This window comes from Mesorhizobium sp. WSM4830 (genome assembly GCF_055811495.1).
Genome location: NZ_JBVVQI010000003.1, coordinates 387167 through 400942, shown reverse-complemented (window position 1 = coordinate 400942; position 13776 = coordinate 387167). Strand labels below are relative to the sequence as shown.

General features: G+C 62.8%; 20 protein-coding genes and 1 pseudogene. 8 read left to right on the top strand and 13 right to left on the bottom strand.

The window, feature by feature from the left end; all coding sequences use genetic code 11:
• On the top strand, nucleotides 1-1014 hold a 1014-nt coding region (gene groEL, locus AC0L2Y_RS06920), incomplete at its 5' end, for a chaperonin GroEL (protein WP_473554797.1).
• A 212-nt stretch (nucleotides 1015-1226) separates the two neighbouring features.
• On the opposite strand, the gene AC0L2Y_RS06915 is transcribed toward groEL, so the two are convergent.
• Nucleotides 1227-1826, bottom strand: coding sequence for a TetR/AcrR family transcriptional regulator (locus AC0L2Y_RS06915; RefSeq protein WP_473554796.1), 600 nt, complete (start codon nucleotides 1824-1826; stop codon nucleotides 1227-1229).
• Nucleotides 1827-1924: 98 nt separating this feature from the next.
• Between AC0L2Y_RS06915 and AC0L2Y_RS06910 the strand changes: the two genes are divergently transcribed.
• Genes AC0L2Y_RS06910 through AC0L2Y_RS06900 form a run of 3 tightly spaced genes read left to right on the top strand, consistent with a single transcriptional unit; the run spans nucleotide 1925 to nucleotide 3834 of the window.
• On the top strand, nucleotides 1925-2935 hold the full coding sequence (locus AC0L2Y_RS06910) for a zinc-dependent alcohol dehydrogenase family protein (RefSeq protein ID WP_473554793.1): 1011 nt from the start codon (nucleotides 1925-1927) through the stop codon (nucleotides 2933-2935).
• A gap of 48 nt (nucleotides 2936-2983) precedes the next feature.
• Nucleotides 2984-3430, top strand: coding sequence for an OsmC family protein (locus AC0L2Y_RS06905; protein WP_473554792.1), 447 nt, complete (start codon nucleotides 2984-2986; stop codon nucleotides 3428-3430).
• Between the two features lie 17 nt (nucleotides 3431-3447).
• Nucleotides 3448-3834, top strand: a complete 387-nt coding sequence (locus AC0L2Y_RS06900; RefSeq protein ID WP_352492571.1) for a nuclear transport factor 2 family protein — start codon at nucleotides 3448-3450, stop codon at nucleotides 3832-3834.
• 103 nt (nucleotides 3835-3937) lie between these two features.
• Here the strand turns inward: AC0L2Y_RS06900 and AC0L2Y_RS06895 are convergent, their stop codons facing one another.
• On the bottom strand, nucleotides 3938-4453 hold the full coding sequence (locus tag AC0L2Y_RS06895; RefSeq protein WP_352492572.1) for an OsmC family protein: 516 nt from the start codon (nucleotides 4451-4453) through the stop codon (nucleotides 3938-3940).
• 54 nt (nucleotides 4454-4507) lie between these two features.
• The gene (locus AC0L2Y_RS06890) at nucleotides 4508-4933 is read right to left on the bottom strand and encodes a GFA family protein (RefSeq protein ID WP_352492573.1); all 426 of its coding nucleotides are present in this window, start codon (nucleotides 4931-4933) and stop codon (nucleotides 4508-4510) included.
• Between the two features lie 193 nt (nucleotides 4934-5126).
• On the opposite strand from AC0L2Y_RS06890, the gene AC0L2Y_RS06885 reads away from it, so the two are divergent.
• Nucleotides 5127-6161, top strand: a complete 1035-nt coding sequence (locus AC0L2Y_RS06885) for an AraC family transcriptional regulator (RefSeq protein WP_473554789.1) — start codon at nucleotides 5127-5129, stop codon at nucleotides 6159-6161.
• 60 nt (nucleotides 6162-6221) lie between these two features.
• On the opposite strand, the gene AC0L2Y_RS06880 is transcribed toward AC0L2Y_RS06885, so the two are convergent.
• The gene (locus AC0L2Y_RS06880) at nucleotides 6222-6833 is read right to left on the bottom strand and encodes a LysE family translocator (RefSeq protein ID WP_473554787.1); all 612 of its coding nucleotides are present in this window, start codon (nucleotides 6831-6833) and stop codon (nucleotides 6222-6224) included.
• A gap of 84 nt (nucleotides 6834-6917) precedes the next feature.
• Nucleotides 6918-7337 (bottom strand): nuclear transport factor 2 family protein, encoded by a 420-nt coding sequence (locus AC0L2Y_RS06875; RefSeq protein ID WP_352492576.1) that lies wholly within the window; start codon nucleotides 7335-7337, stop codon nucleotides 6918-6920.
• Nucleotides 7338-7497: 160 nt separating this feature from the next.
• On the opposite strand from AC0L2Y_RS06875, the pseudogene AC0L2Y_RS06870 reads away from it, so the two are divergent.
• Nucleotides 7498-7998, top strand: a pseudogene (locus AC0L2Y_RS06870) (cupin domain-containing protein); the annotation flags it as partial.
• A 129-nt stretch (nucleotides 7999-8127) separates the two neighbouring features.
• Nucleotides 8128-8427, top strand: coding sequence for a helix-turn-helix transcriptional regulator (locus tag AC0L2Y_RS06865; protein ID WP_473554831.1), 300 nt, complete (start codon nucleotides 8128-8130; stop codon nucleotides 8425-8427).
• Nucleotides 8428-8464: 37 nt separating this feature from the next.
• Here AC0L2Y_RS06865 and AC0L2Y_RS06860 read toward each other — a convergent pair whose 3' ends face one another.
• The 7 genes from AC0L2Y_RS06860 to AC0L2Y_RS06830 all read right to left on the bottom strand — a co-directional run bounded on the left by AC0L2Y_RS06860 (nucleotide 8465) and on the right by AC0L2Y_RS06830 (nucleotide 12045).
• Complete coding sequence (locus tag AC0L2Y_RS06860; protein ID WP_352492636.1) at nucleotides 8465-8803, bottom strand: YkgJ family cysteine cluster protein; 339 nt, start codon at nucleotides 8801-8803, stop codon at nucleotides 8465-8467.
• Between the two features lie 50 nt (nucleotides 8804-8853).
• Nucleotides 8854-9018 (bottom strand): hypothetical protein, encoded by a 165-nt coding sequence (locus AC0L2Y_RS06855; RefSeq protein ID WP_352492578.1) that lies wholly within the window; start codon nucleotides 9016-9018, stop codon nucleotides 8854-8856.
• Between the two features lies 1 nt (nucleotide 9019).
• The gene (locus AC0L2Y_RS06850; RefSeq protein ID WP_352492579.1) at nucleotides 9020-9427 is read right to left on the bottom strand and encodes a hypothetical protein; all 408 of its coding nucleotides are present in this window, start codon (nucleotides 9425-9427) and stop codon (nucleotides 9020-9022) included.
• The gene (locus AC0L2Y_RS06845) at nucleotides 9427-9654 is read right to left on the bottom strand and encodes a hypothetical protein (RefSeq protein WP_352492637.1); all 228 of its coding nucleotides are present in this window, start codon (nucleotides 9652-9654) and stop codon (nucleotides 9427-9429) included. Before AC0L2Y_RS06845 ends, AC0L2Y_RS06850 begins: the two co-directional genes overlap by 1 nt.
• A gap of 343 nt (nucleotides 9655-9997) precedes the next feature.
• Nucleotides 9998-10207, bottom strand: a complete 210-nt coding sequence (locus AC0L2Y_RS06840; protein ID WP_010915421.1) for a cold-shock protein — start codon at nucleotides 10205-10207, stop codon at nucleotides 9998-10000.
• 540 nt (nucleotides 10208-10747) lie between these two features.
• A complete protein-coding gene (locus tag AC0L2Y_RS06835; protein WP_352492580.1) occupies nucleotides 10748-11536 on the bottom strand; it encodes an SDR family oxidoreductase in 789 nt (262 codons plus the stop codon).
• A 47-nt stretch (nucleotides 11537-11583) separates the two neighbouring features.
• Entirely contained in the window at nucleotides 11584-12045 is a 462-nt protein-coding gene (locus AC0L2Y_RS06830; RefSeq protein WP_473554784.1) for a RidA family protein, read from the bottom strand.
• A gap of 96 nt (nucleotides 12046-12141) precedes the next feature.
• Here AC0L2Y_RS06830 and AC0L2Y_RS06825 point away from each other — a divergent pair, with 96 nt between their 5' ends.
• Nucleotides 12142-12993 carry a LysR family transcriptional regulator gene (locus AC0L2Y_RS06825; RefSeq protein ID WP_473554783.1) on the top strand — a complete coding sequence of 284 codons (852 nt, stop codon included), beginning with the start codon at nucleotides 12142-12144 and terminating at the stop codon, nucleotides 12991-12993.
• A gap of 18 nt (nucleotides 12994-13011) precedes the next feature.
• On the opposite strand, the gene AC0L2Y_RS06820 is transcribed toward AC0L2Y_RS06825, so the two are convergent.
• Entirely contained in the window at nucleotides 13012-13767 is a 756-nt protein-coding gene (locus AC0L2Y_RS06820; RefSeq protein ID WP_473554781.1) for an SDR family NAD(P)-dependent oxidoreductase, read from the bottom strand.
• Nucleotides 13768-13776 lie beyond the last annotated feature (9 nt).

The following is a 13776-nucleotide window of genomic DNA, read 5'->3' as shown; positions in this document are numbered from 1 at the left end:
CTGGAAGACGCCTACATCCTTCTCCACGAGAAGAAGCTCTCCAACCTGCAGGCCATGCTGCCGATCCTCGAGGCTGTTGTGCAGACCTCGAAGCCGCTGGTCATCATCTCGGAAGACGTCGAAGGCGAGGCCCTGGCCACGCTGGTCGTCAACAAGCTGCGTGGCGGCCTGAAGATCGCTGCCGTCAAGGCGCCGGGCTTCGGTGATCGCCGCAAGGCCATGCTGGAAGACATCGCCATCCTCACCGGTGGCCAGGTCATTTCCGAAGACCTCGGCATCAAGCTCGAGAATGTCGGCCTGAACATGCTCGGCCGCGCCAAGAAGGTGTCGATCTCCAAGGAGAACACCACCATCGTCGACGGCGCCGGCAAGAAGGCCGAGATCCAGGGCCGCGTCGCCCAGATCAAGCAGCAGATCGAGGAGACCACCTCGGACTACGACAAGGAGAAGCTGCAGGAACGTCTCGCCAAGCTGGCGGGCGGCGTTGCCGTCATCCGCGTCGGCGGTGCGACCGAAGTGGAAGTCAAGGAAAAGAAGGATCGCGTCGATGACGCCCTCAACGCGACCCGTGCGGCCGTCGAAGAAGGCATCGTTCCCGGCGGCGGCGTCGCACTGCTGCGCGCTTCGCTGAGCATCAAGGCAACCGGCGCCAACTCCGACCAGACCGCGGGCATCAGCATCGTGCGTCGCGCGCTGCAGGCTCCGGCCCGTCAGATCGCCGCCAACGCCGGTGCGGAAGCATCGATCGTTGCCGGCAAGATCCTTGAGAACAAGGGCGCGACCTTCGGCTACAACGCCCAGACCGGCGAATATGGCGACATGATCGCCATGGGTATCGTCGATCCGGTCAAGGTTGTGCGCACGGCTCTGCAGGACGCGGCCTCGGTCGCCGGCCTGCTGGTCACCACCGAAGCCATGATCGCGGAGGCTCCGAAGAAGGAGTCGGCTGGCGGCGGCATGCCTGGCGGCATGGGCGGCGGCGGCATGGGCGGCATGGGCGGCATGGACTTCTAATCCAACCCATCAGCCTTCAGATACGGAAAGGGCGGCCGAGAGGTCGCCCTTTTTTGTTGATGGGACGGAGGATGAGAGGCTGTCCGATTCCAAGCGGAAGCATACAACTCACCCCCTCTTCGGCGTCGGCGCAGAACGTGAATTGCAGAGCTGGAGTGTCGGCACTTCAGCAGGGCTCCGCGCTGGCCTCGATGCCCTGGAAGCGCGAAACGTCAATGCGCCGTGACGGCGATCTCTTTCGCCGGCAATGCCCCCTCAATCAGCGCCGCGACCTCATCGGCTACCGCCAGCACCGGGGCGCGGTCGTGGGTGGCGCGCGCGATCACCATCAGCCCTTCCAGCGATGATTCGACCAGCAGCGCCAGCGCATGCGCGCGTCGCTCGGACACCCCTGCCCTGACGAAGGCGGCCCTGAGCAGGCCTATCCATTGCTCGAAAGCCGAGCGGCACAACTCGGCCAACTCCGGCATGTCCGTCGGCGAGTCCAACACTACGGGCGCGATCGGGCAACCGAGCGTGAACTGGTTGTCTTCCAGCATGCGCGCGACCGACTGGTAGATGTGGTGGACAGCCACCGCCGGGTCCTTTTCGGCAGCGAGCGCGGCGTCCAGCCTCTGCGTCACATCGGCGACGCTATCGCGCGTCACCTCGATGACCAGCTGATCCTTGCCGCCCGGAAAGTGGAAGTAGAGCGAGCCTCTCGGTGCGCCTGAGGCGCTCAAGATGTCGTTAAGCGACGTGCCGTGGTAGCCGCGCTGCCTCAGCAACAGCGCCGTCGTCTCGAGTATGCGGGTGCGGGTGTCGTTCGCCATGTCAACCTCTGTCAGGAGTGCGCACTATAGGCCTTGCCTCGAATATGACAACCGGTCTATATAATATGTAGATCAGTCTACATACTAGCGAGAGGCAAATGCGCAATTATCGTCTTGAAGAAACCGGCGGGACCAAGTGCCTAGTGATGCGCGAGGAGGCGCAGCCGACGCCGAAGCCGCACGAGATCGTCGTGCGTGTCCGCGCCACCTCGCTCAACCGCCGCGATACGATGATCCTCAACGGCACCTACCCGCTGACGCCGCGCCAAGGCGTTATCCCGCTGAGCGACGGCGCCGGCGAAGTCGTTGCCGTCGGCGATTCTGTCACCCGTTTCGCCGTCGGCGACCGCATCACCGGCAGTTATTTTGCGCGCTGGATCGACGGCCGCATCAATGCCGGACTGATCGACCAACTTGGCTGCACGCTGGATGGGATGCTGGCTGAATACGCCGTGCTCGACGAACAATGGGTTGTACGGCTTCCCGATCATCTCGACTGGCATCAAGCAGCGACACTAACCTGCGCCGGCCTGACCGCCTGGAATGCGGTGACGGCGGCCGAAATGCCGAAGTCCGGCCAATGGGTTCTGGTAATCGGTTCAGGTGGTGTCGCGCTGTTTGCGCTGCAATTTGCCAAGCTGCTCGGCTGCCGTGTCGTGGCAGTCACCTCGCGCAGCGAGAAGCTGGACCGGCTGCGGGCGCTGGGCGCCGACCTCGTCGTCTCGACCGCCGACATGCCGGAATGGGGTGCTGCGGTGCGCGAGCAGACCGGCGGCATCGACCTCGTCGTCGAGACCGGCGGCCCGCCGACCTTCGCGCAATCGATGATCGCCTGCGCGCTTTACGGGCGCATCGTGCTTCTCACCATACAGGATGCGAAAGGCGGGACGGTGCAGATCCCCGGCCCCGTCTACCAGCGCAGCCTCGCCACCATCAGCCGCCTGTTCGTCGGCAATCGCACCAACCTCGAAGCCATGCTGCGCGCCATCTCGGTGCATCGGCTCAAGCCTGTCATCGACAAGGTGTTCGCCTTCGACGAGTCCAACGACGCCTACCGCTATTTCCAGCAAGGCGACGTCTTCGGAAAGGTGGTCGTCGACGGCGCCTGACTGGTTCGCTCAAAAACTGATCAACCCTCAAATCAAAGGAGAGACACAATGACCATTCGTGAAGCAGAGGCCCAATGGCAGGGATCGTTGAAGGAAGGTTCGGGCCGGCTGAGGCTCGGCAGCGGCGTCTTTGAAGGTGCCTACTCCTTCCCGTCGCGTTTCGAGAACGGTCCCGGTACCAACCCCGAGGAATTGATTGCGGCGGCGCATGCCGGCTGCTTCTCGATGGCGCTGAGCGCCATCCTCGGCCGCGAAGGTCACACTCCCGCGCACATCCGCACGATCGCGAAAGCGCATCTCGGCGCCAGCGCGGCCGGACCGACGCTGACCCGTATCGAGCTGGAGACGGAGGCAAGCGTCGCCGGGCTGGCGGCGGCTGATTTCGAGCGGCTGGCGCAGACCGCCAAGGAGAGGTGCCTCGTGTCGCGGGCGCTGGCGGGCGTCGCCGTGATCACGCTCAGCGCCCGCCTCATCGAAACCGCTACTGATCACTGAAGGGAAAGGAATATCCAATGACACAGGAACTCATCATCGACATCGCCGCGGCCAAACGCTCCGCCGAAACCGCCGAGATCATGCGGCGCTACAACGACGTGTTCCAGCGCCACGACCCGTCGGCGCTCGACGATCTGGTGGCGGAAGATTGCGTGATCGAGAACACCACGCCGGCCCCGGACGGCGCCCGCCGCATCGGCAAGGGCGCTTGCGTCGAACTGTGGTCGGCGATCGCGACCGGACCCGGCACGCGCTTCGACATCGAAGAAACCTTCGTCGCCGGCGACCGGGCAACGATCCGCTGGCGCTACTGGATGGCCGACGGCAATTCGCTGCGCGGCGTCAACCTGATGCGCGTCAAGGACGGTCGGATCGTCGAGGCGATGGGCTACGTGAAGGGATAGCGCTTGGCGCGACAAAGCTGCATTCAGCCAAGCTGCGTTCAGTGAGGCCGCGCTCAGGCCCAGCCCGGAACCCCCAAAGTCTAGGATTCCGGGCAGGTCGTGGCTACCGCACGACCTTGTGAAGCTTCACGAAGGTCTTGGGACTGCGCTGGATCGTCTGGAAGATCACGCAATAGCGATCGGTGAGCTCGAGCAGGTCAGTCAGCCGGTCTTGCGCAACGTCGGTCTCGATGTCGAACCGCAGGCGGATCTCCTTGAAGCCGACCGGCACACCTTCGGTGACGCCGAGCGTGCCGCGAAGATCGACGTCGCCCTCGGCGGAGATTTCGGCCGACTTGATCGGTATTTCGAGAACGGCGGCCGCCGCCCTCATCGAGACGCCGGCGCATGCGATAAGGGCTTCCAGCAGCATGTCGCCGGAACAAAGCTCCCGTCCGCTGCCCCCGGCCTTCGGATGGATGCCCGCCAGCGCGAGCCCACGTCCTGTCTCGACCTTGCAGGTGACCTTGGAGTCGTCGGCACTGCCCCTGGCCTTCAGCGTAAGAAGTGCCGCGCGCGCATCCTTGCGATAAAGATCCTTGATCGGCTCCTGCGTGGCGCGAAATGTCGTGATGTCCATGCGTATTCTCCTGTCGTGAGATGTGGCTGTTCGAAATCGTGTGTCATTGCCGGGTTACTCCGGCACGCTCACGCCCGAGCCCCCGAGTTCGGCGGGGAAGTCTTTCAGCTTCGGCAATCCGTCCTTCATCGGCAGGACCGTCTCGGCGTAGTTGACGTGAACCCCCGGCGTGAACTTCACCGTCGGTATCGTGGCCGCATAGACGTCGACCAGTCCGAGCGGCGGATGATCGGTCATCAGATGGCCGCCGCACTTCGTGCAGAACTGACGGTTGCTCATGTTTGACTTCGCGAAGCCGGACAGGAACTCCTCGCCCTTGGTGACCTTGACGTTCTCCGGCTTCCACAGCGTGAAGGCGTTCACGGGAGACGCCGACCACGAACGACAGGAACTGCAATGGCAGTAGCCCATCGCCTCGGCCGCTCCGTGCACTTCGATTTCCACGGCGCCGCAAAAACACCCGCCCTTATGTACCGTCATGACTTAGATCCTCATCTTTCTTGAGTTCGACTGCACTCAGCACCTGATTTGAGACAGAGCTCAGCACCGACGGGATTTTAAGGCTTCCGGCAATGAACGGAATGACGGGGCGTCCGCCTCACTTGACAGCGCGTCCGGAACTCGAAAGGGATGTCGCGCCGGGTTGCCGCGCAACTTACGGGACATGGATGGAATGGCCGGGGACGCTCTGTCTGACCTCTTGAAAAAGGTGTGTCTCACCGGCGCGACGTTTTTCGACATCGCGGCCCAGGACCCCTGGGCGGTCTGCTCGCCCTCCCCCGCCTCGATACTGCCGAGGATACTGCCGGGCGCGGATCACCTGATTTCCTACCACGTGCTCACGGCTGGCCGCTGCTTCGCCCGCATCATCGGCAAGGAGGCGATAGCCGTGGAGGCAGGCGAAGTCGTGGTCTTCACCAGGAGCGATCCGCATATCATGTCGAGCAATCCGGCCCTGCGCGCGGATCCGCCGACCGCGGATGTGCTGGATATCGCCGCCGCCAGCCAGACACCGTTTCCCATCAATTACGTCAAGGACGGATCGCTGTCGGCCCGGCTGGTATGCGGCTATCTCGCTTGCGATGCACTGCCCTTCAATCCGCTGCTCGAAGCGCTGCCGCCGGTCATCAAGGCCGGAGACGTGAAAGGCGACGGCGGCTGGCTCGGCCAGTTCATCAAGCTGGCGGTATCGGAGGTCGCGGAAAAGCGTGCGGGCAGCGAGACGGTGCTCACCAAGCTCAGCGAATTGATGTTCGTCGACGTGCTGCGCCGTTATGTGGAGTCGCTGCCGCCACAACAAACCGGCTGGCTGGCGGGCCTGCGCGATCCGCATCTGAGCAAGGCGCTGGCGCTGATCCACGACCGGCCGGCGCACAATTGGACGGTGGAGGCGCTGGCGAAGGAGGCCGCGCTGTCGCGCACCGTGCTGGCCGAGCGCTTCACGAAACTCGTCGGCATGCCGCCGATGCACTATCTCGCCAAGTGGCGGATGCAGATTGCCTCGGAATTGCTCAGCGCCGGCAACAGCAACGTCGCAAACATAGCGGCGGAAATCGGCTACGAGTCCGAGGCGGCGTTCAGCCGTGCCTTCAAGAAGATGATCGGCGTCCCCCCGTCGGCCTGGCGGCTGGGCGTCCGCGCTGCGTCCGGTTTCGGAGGCAACGAGCCTTCCGAAACCGCAGGCGGGCCGGCCGATCCGCAGCGGTAAGCAATTCCAGGAAAGGTGTGAAACGGTTTTCCGCCCGGAATTGCGTCAAAACAGAGAGATCTAGCGATCCGCCAGCGCCAGTTTGGCGCCGAGCATGACAAAGGCTCCGGCGAAGGTGCGGCGCATCCAGGTCAGCACCTTTGGCCGCGACACGACATGGCTGCGGATCGACGCCGCGAAGATGCCGTAGCCGACAAAGACCACGAAGGTGAGCAGCATGAAGAGGCTGCTGAGCTCCAGCATCTTCGACAGCGCGTGCGGTTCGGTGGTGCTGACGAATTGCGGCAGGAACGCAAAGAAGAAGATCGACAGCTTCGGATTGAGGATGTTGATCAGAATGCCGGAGGCGATCACTTTGCCGGCCGAGCGCGGCGCGACATCTTCGTCGACACTCAGGCCGCCCTTCTCCTTCAACGTGTTCCAAGCCATGTAAAGCAGGTAGGCGACGCCGAGATATTTCAGCGTTTCGAAGGCGACGGCACTCGTATGCAGCAGAGCCGCGAGGCCGGTGATGGCGGCCGCCATGTGCGGGATAATGCCGAGCGTGCAGCCGAAAGCGGCAATGACGCTGGCGCGCGCACCACGCGAAAGCCCGGCGCTTAGCGTATAGAGAACGCCGGTACCGGGCGAAGCCACGACAATCAGCGACGTCAACAGGAATTCGATGCTCACGGATGGTCTCCCGGCGTTGGCCCTGCCGCCGGCAGCGTAATCAGCGAAACGTGCGGGCACAAGCCAGCCTGAGCCTATCCGCATTCAGATCATGCTGTTGGCGTGCAGCTTGCTATCGGCGATAGGCTGCCGAACTTCCCAGTGTTCGACGAGCTTGCTGTCCTTCAGCCTGAAAATGTCGACGATGGCCAAGCCTTCCTCCTCCAGTTCGCGTTTTGCGTGCATGTGCACGATGACGAAATCCCCTTCGGCAAAAATCCGCTTCACCTCTCCCCTCACGAGGGGAAATGACTGTTTGAGCTGCTGCAGATAGGCTTTGAAGCCGTCCGCGCCATCCGCAATGTTCGGATTGTGCTGGATATAGCGTTCGCCAAAATGCATCGAAGCGGCTTCGATGTTGCCTTGGTTTACCGCTTTGTCGATGAAGTCCAGGACGATCATCTTGTTGGTCTCGAGCGAACTATGAGCCTTGGCTGGAAGTGGATTTGATGGTTCGTCACGCATGTTTGCTCCGTCAGGTGCCTGCTTCTGCCCGGTGCGGACAGGAGCGTCCGCACGCCGACATTGCCAACATAATCTGTCGCGATTGTGAGATGGTCGATACGCTATTCCGCTAGATTCTTATCCAATCGTCTAATAGCGTCGTCCTATTCATCGTTGGAGGATGGTTCTCGTGGACGCCTTATCCGAAGTTCTTGCTTCGCTGAGATTTGGCAGCGCCATGATCGGCAGCGCGACCCTGCATCGGCCGTGGGGTATTTCGGTCGATCCGACAAGGAATGCCGCCATCCACGTCATACAGAGCGGCGAATGCTGGCTGCGGCTAGCCGGTGAAAAGGAGCCGATCCGCTTGGGCGAGGGAGACGTCATCCTTGTCGCGAGCGGTATCGGGCATGCTCTTTGTAATCCGTTGGATGCACCAACGGCATCTATATCCGCCGTCCTTTCCGCAAATCGGAGCGGACCAGAACCGAAAAGCGAGAGCGGCGCGACAACTCTTCTTTGTGCGAGATATTCACTCGACGGCGTCGGGCCATACCCGATGGTTTCGCTGCTTCCTCCGCTGATCCATTTGACCCGAAATCAGATAGGCACCAGCGAGCCGCTGCGGCTTGCCCTGGAACTTCTGCAGGTCGAAGCGAAAGGCAATCTCGGCGGCCACGATATTGTCGCCCCACGCCTTCTCGACAGCACGTTGATCTTCTTGTTGCGTGCCTGGATCGAACATCAGCCTCTCGGAACAGGAGGATGGTTTGGCGCCTTGCGCGACAAAGGCATTGCGCAGGCTTTGCGCATGATCCACGAGCAGCCGGGCAATCCCTGGACTATCGCTTCCCTTGCCAGCGGCGCGGCACAGTCTCGAGCCACCTTCGCGCGTCGCTTCGCTCAACTCGTGGGACAGCCGCCGCTATCCTACGTGACCCGGTGGCGGATGAACCTTGCCGCCAGGGCGCTGCGGGAAACGAACCAGAACATTGGCGAGATCGGGCGCGCCGTCGGATATGAATCGGTGCCGTCGTTCTCGCAGGCATTCAAACGGTTGACCGGAAGATCGCCCGGCCTCTACCGCAGCGACTTTCGATCATCTGACTGAGGAAATTCAAACTGGGACGCAAGCCCGGGGGCCGCGATTACGGCGTCGGCAGCCCGTGAGCCCGGCGCGCCATCAGGCAGTCGTCATCGCCCGGCATGCAGGCGCGGCAGACGTCGGGGCGGATCTCGTAGATGCCGCAGGCGGTGGACTTGCCGACCTCGCCGCACAGTGCCGAACAGCGCGCGCCGTCGCAGCGCATGCCGGCTTCGTCGGCAGCCACGTATTTTTGCGGGATAAGGTCGAGCTGAGCGTCATCCTCGGTGGAAAAGCGCGGCCATCTGGACGAGTAGGCGCAGCAGGCGCCACAGGTCTGGCAATCGAAGGCAACCGGGTCGGCGCCCTCTTGTGGCGATGAAAAATCCCCTGCGACCTCCAGGGCAAGCAGCCTTGGCGCAGATTTCCGGCCGGCATTTTGCTGCAAGGGCGCTATTTCTTCTTCGGCTTGCGCGGCGGTGCTTCGGCCGGCGACCTGAACAGATCGGTGCCCGCCTCGGCGGCTTCACCGGTTTTTGGGGCGGCGGCCGGCTTGGCCGGCTTCACGGCGGCAGCAGGCGCTGCCGGCTGGTTCTTCGCAGAAAACTTGATGGCCATATCAATCCTCGTCAGAGAAACGCGATGATGGCGCATTCGGATTGCGAAGGCGGCCGATGAGCGCCGAAACGGCCGTGATGTTCATTTCTTCGGGCGACCAGTTCCTGGCTTCCTCGATGTGCCGGGGGGCCAGTTCGCGATGCGTGCTGCCGCTGTAGGCGGCGTCCTGAAAGGTCACGCGCTCGTGGGTCTTGGCGTTTTCCCGGACGTATTCAATCAGATAATTGGGGCATTCGGCGCGGCCGCGCACGCCGAGCCGCACCTGGGCATCGCCGTGGACACGCCTGCAGCGCTCGAGCTTTTCGAGCACGCGCCGGACATATTCGACCGGCTTGTCGAGTTCGCTCACCACATCGGCGATGGTCGAATCTGCGGCGATCGCCTTTTGAGGCACGCGTTTGGTGGCCATCAGCGTTTGCCTGCGCGTTTCGGCGAGGCCGCGAGCGCAACCGCCGCCGCCATTTCGTCGGCTTCCTTTTCCAGGCGCAGTTCGCGCAGCCGTGCGGTCTTGGCTTCGCGGGCCTGGCTGACGGCATCCCGTTCGGAATTGATGCGGTCGAGCGACATCGACTGGGTCCGCGTCTTGCTAAAAATGGATTCGGCCTGGTCGCGGGGTTTTTTTGAAGTTTCGGTCAAGGTCTTTCTCCCGGTTCGGAGCGCGCCGCCGAAAAGGTGGCGAGACTGGTCTTTCGGCCAGGATCCCGCACAAAGCAATACGGCAGCCGGTTTCAAATTGCTGAAACGTCCTTAGCACGTCTAGGCCGTCGAGCAGCGCTTTTCGGCGGTAGAAGCGCAAAAATGAAAAAGGCCAGGCACCGCCTGACCTCCCATGAGAGCGCCCGCGCATCCCGAGAGACGCGCAAAGAAACGTTCTTCTCATGCGCATGAGCGGGACTTAACCTCCCCGCGACCATGCGCTGGAATTTGCCATTCACCGGTGCCAGTACATCCGTGGTCAGCGGTGAGGCTGAATTCCGTTTTAGGCCGCCTTCAACTGGTCGGCGGACATCTTGCCCGACTTGTTGTCGCGGACCATCTCGTAGCCAAGCTTCTGGCCCTCGACGATGTCGCGCATTCCGGCGCGCTCGACGGCTGAGATGTGGACAAAAACGTCGGCAGAACCGTCGTCAGGCTGAATAAAACCAAAACCCTTGGTGGCGTTGAACCATTTAACTGTGCCTGTGCTCATAACGAACCCTTTCCATGGCAAATATTCATTCGCCGTCATGCGGATGCACAACAACGTTTGTCTCGATTTTGATGGGGAAGTTCGTCAAAGGCGCGCCTCGGCGCGCGGATAACAAAAGTCGGTCAAACAAACATCGACAAAATTCTTGTAGACTTCTTTGCGCGCTGTGTCAATTTTTTGATTTGCGACACTCGCAGAGACGCGCGGTGGCGGCCCGTGCGCCGGCAATCTGACAACAAAAGCCGGGCTATTGCCCGCCGAAAAAACCACTTAGACCGGTTCATCGTTCCACGAAAACGCCGAACCGCTCTATCTCTTTGTTTTTGCGCAATTCCGGACGGAAAACCGTTCACACTTTTCCTGGAATTGCTCCAGCCGGGAACCATTTTGGCGCCGGGGCATTTTTTCGGTGTCGAACGCCGTTCCTCGAAAGAGCGATCTTGAGAAAAGGCGGACGACCACCAGGACGCCCCCCGCGCAGATAAAAGGCACGAGGGGCGTTCCTGTATGATGCGACCATTCGCGCCGCTGCCCCCTGCCTCACAGCATGGCGCGGCTGAGCCCGCCATCCACCGGCAACGCCACGCCGGTGACATAGGCGGCGGCGTCGCTGGCCAGGAATGCGGCAACCGCGCCGAATTCGGCGGGAGTGCCATAGCGCTTTGCCGGGATTTCAGCCTGACTCTCGGCGGCGATCACGGCAGCGTCGACACCCCTGTCGGCAGCGTCCATGGCGTCGAACTGTTTCGTCCGGTCCGTCGCAAAACGGCCCGGCAGCAACAGGTTGACTGTGACGTCGTCCGCCGCCACTTCGCCGGCCAGCGTCTTTGCCCAGCCGGCGAGCGACGCACGCAATGCGTTCGAAGCGGTAAGGCCGGGGATCGGTTCACGGACGGATGTGGAGGAAACGGCGATGATGCGTCCCCAGCGCCGCGCCCGCATGCCTGGCAGGAAAGAAATGGCGATGCGCATCTGGCTCAACACCATACTGGTGAACTGCTTTTCCCAGACGCTCGCATCGAAGACGCTGGCCGCGAAGGGCGGCGGGCCGCCGCCGTTGAGCAGGAGGATGTCGATCCGCTGATGCTCGTCCTCGACGGCACGGATCAGCCGGGAGACGCTGTCGTTGTCGGAGAGGTCGGCGCTGAAAGTCGAGCAGACGTGGCCGGCGGCCTCGATTGCGCGTCGCGCCGCATCCTGGGTCGCTTCCCCTCGTCCGACCAGGATGATCTCGGCGCCTTTCGCCGCGAGCGCTTCGGCAACGCCGAAACCGAGGCCCTTGCTTCCGCCGAGAACAAGCGCCCTCCGTCCCTCAAGATTTGCAGCCATCAAGCCAAGCGTCCTCCTGGTTTCACTGCCCATTTCGGGCGACCTCCCTAGCGGACATACACGATAGCGTCGGCTTCGACCGGAACATTGGCCGGCAAGCCGGCCATGCCGAGCGAGCAGCGGGCGTGCTCGCCACGCTCGCCGAAAACATGGAGCAGAAATTCGGATGCTCCGTTGCCGACCTCCGAATAAGCCGAAAAGCCGGCCGCCGCATTTACATAGACGGTCAGCTTGGCGAATTTCACGACGCGGTCGAGATTGCCGTCCAGTTCCTTGTCCAGCCAATAAACGATGTTGGCCGCGCAGAGCCGGGCGGCGTTCCGCGCGGCAGCCAGATCGATCTCTCTGCCGACCTGGCCGATCGCGGCGATCTCCTGCCCGATCTCGGGAATCTGACCGGAGACATAGACGATGTCGGCGACCCGAACCGTCGGCGAGAACGGCAAAGCGGGCCGCTCGAGCGACGGCCAGGCGATACCGAGCTCATCAAATCTTCTTCTGTAGGACAAGGTGGCTGCTCCTGCTCCGTTCGTGCGAGCGGACCTTGAATTCAGATCGGACTTTCGGATAGCCTGATAATGCTGACACAGCTATCAGGATTTCTTATGACTGGAGATATCGACGTCAGGCTGCTGCGCGCCTTCGTCACCGTGGCCGATACGGGAACGGTAAGCCGGGCGGCCGATCGGCTTGCCCGCACCCAGGCAGCGGTGAGTATGCAGCTTCAGCGCCTCGAGGGTGAAGTCGGCGCCGAGCTGCTGCGCCGTTCGCCGCGCGGCGTGACGCTGACCGAGGCCGGCGAAATCCTGCTCGCCTTCGCCCGCAAGGCCATCGCGATCGGTGACGATGCCAGGCGCGAGATAGAAGGCCGCAGGCTGGTCGGCCGTGTCCGGCTGGGCATCGTCGAGGATTTGGCGGTGACGCGGCTGCCGTTGATCATCGCCGACTTCCGCCGCCGGCATCCTTCCGTGGAGATCGAGCTGACATCGGCCAGCAGCAGCGATCTCAGCAAGTCGCTTGGCGAAGGAAGATGCGACATCGTCATGGCCGATCCGGCACGCTTCACAAGGGCGCCGCGAGGCCATCTGTCACGACAGCTGGTCTGGGCGGCAAGCCGCATGATCGAGATTGATGACGAGGTCGAGCTTCCGCTGATCATCTTCGAAGGCGCCTGCTCCTGGCAGGACAGGATGCTGGCTTCGCTCGCCGAGGCCGGGATCGGCTGGAAGATCGGCTGCCGCGTGTCGACCTTCGCGACACTGATCTCGGCGCTGAGGGCTGGGCTCGGCATCGGGCTTCTGCTGCAGGAAGGACTACCGCCCGACTGCCAAAGCCTCAACGGACGCTTCAACCTGCCGCCGGCGCCGATGGCGGATTTCGGCGTCTATCTCGCGAGGGAGCCGTCGCGGCTGGTCGAGGAGTGTGGCGATTTCCTACGAGCGGGATTCGAAGCGTAGCGAAATATCTGACGCCGTTCACCGTTCCTGGTCGGTCGGGCGGATGACGATCTCGTTGACGTTGACATGTGCCGGCTGGCTCACGGCGTAGAAAATGGCCGCGGCGATGTCCTCGGCGGTCAGCGCCTCCATGGCGGCGAGCCGCTTGTCCAGATCAGCCTTGAAAGCCGGATTGGTGATGTGGTCGCCGAGTTCGGTGCGCACCAGGCCGGGCTCGATAACCGTGACGCGAACCTTGTCGGCGTAGACTTCGCGGCGCAGCGATTCGGAAAAGCCGACGACACCGAACTTGGTTGCTGCATAGCCGCTGGCGCCCGGATTGGCGACACGGCCGGCGACCGACGAGACATTGACGATGTGACCCTTGGCGGCACTCAGATGCGGCAACGCCGCCTTGGTGACGCCCATCAGCGCCAGCAGGTTGAGCTCGACCATGCGGCGCCAGTCGTCGAGCACCGCCTCGGCGGCGGGCGACAGGAGCATCACTCCGGCATTGTTGACGAGGATGTCGAGGCGGCTCCATTCGGCGACGACCTTGTCAACCATGGCGCTGACATCGTCGTTGCTGGTGACGTCGGCCTCGATGCGGAGCGCCGTGCCGCCGGCTTTTTCGATACGTGCGGCCAGCGCTTCGAGCCGATCGGCGCGGCGTGCGGCAATGGCAACCTTGGCCCCGGCGGCCGCGAGCGCCACAGCCGTTGCCTCGCCGATGCCCGAGGAGGCGCCGGTGACGAGTGCGACCTTGCCGGCCAGTGCGGAAGGAACAGATGTCATTGTGAAGTC

What these genes read in the sequence shown, in the direction of transcription:
- AC0L2Y_RS06825 (WP_473554783.1), top strand. Translation starts at nt 12,142, where the DNA reads ATGACTGGAGATATCGACGTCAGGCTGCTGCGCGCCTTCGTCACCGTG.
- AC0L2Y_RS06875 (WP_352492576.1), bottom strand. Translation starts at nt 7,337, where the DNA reads ATGCGTGACGAACCATCAAATCCACTTCCAGCCAAGGCTCATAGTTCG.
- AC0L2Y_RS06905 (WP_473554792.1), top strand. Translation starts at nt 2,984, where the DNA reads ATGACCATTCGTGAAGCAGAGGCCCAATGGCAGGGATCGTTGAAGGAA.
- AC0L2Y_RS06850 (WP_352492579.1), bottom strand. Translation starts at nt 9,427, where the DNA reads ATGGCCACCAAACGCGTGCCTCAAAAGGCGATCGCCGCAGATTCGACC.
- AC0L2Y_RS06855 (WP_352492578.1), bottom strand. Translation starts at nt 9,018, where the DNA reads ATGGCCATCAAGTTTTCTGCGAAGAACCAGCCGGCAGCGCCTGCTGCC.
- AC0L2Y_RS06895 (WP_352492572.1), bottom strand. Translation starts at nt 4,453, where the DNA reads ATGGACATCACGACATTTCGCGCCACGCAGGAGCCGATCAAGGATCTT.
- AC0L2Y_RS06840 (WP_010915421.1), bottom strand. Translation starts at nt 10,207, where the DNA reads ATGAGCACAGGCACAGTTAAATGGTTCAACGCCACCAAGGGTTTTGGT.
- AC0L2Y_RS06890 (WP_352492573.1), bottom strand. Translation starts at nt 4,933, where the DNA reads ATGACGGTACATAAGGGCGGGTGTTTTTGCGGCGCCGTGGAAATCGAA.
- AC0L2Y_RS06820 (WP_473554781.1), bottom strand. Translation starts at nt 13,767, where the DNA reads ATGACATCTGTTCCTTCCGCACTGGCCGGCAAGGTCGCACTCGTCACC.
- AC0L2Y_RS06910 (WP_473554793.1), top strand. Translation starts at nt 1,925, where the DNA reads ATGCGCAATTATCGTCTTGAAGAAACCGGCGGGACCAAGTGCCTAGTG.
- AC0L2Y_RS06835 (WP_352492580.1), bottom strand. Translation starts at nt 11,536, where the DNA reads ATGGCTGCAAATCTTGAGGGACGGAGGGCGCTTGTTCTCGGCGGAAGC.
- AC0L2Y_RS06885 (WP_473554789.1), top strand. Translation starts at nt 5,127, where the DNA reads ATGGCCGGGGACGCTCTGTCTGACCTCTTGAAAAAGGTGTGTCTCACC.
- AC0L2Y_RS06915 (WP_473554796.1), bottom strand. Translation starts at nt 1,826, where the DNA reads ATGGCGAACGACACCCGCACCCGCATACTCGAGACGACGGCGCTGTTG.
- AC0L2Y_RS06865 (WP_473554831.1), top strand. Translation starts at nt 8,128, where the DNA reads ATGATCCACGAGCAGCCGGGCAATCCCTGGACTATCGCTTCCCTTGCC.
- AC0L2Y_RS06900 (WP_352492571.1), top strand. Translation starts at nt 3,448, where the DNA reads ATGACACAGGAACTCATCATCGACATCGCCGCGGCCAAACGCTCCGCC.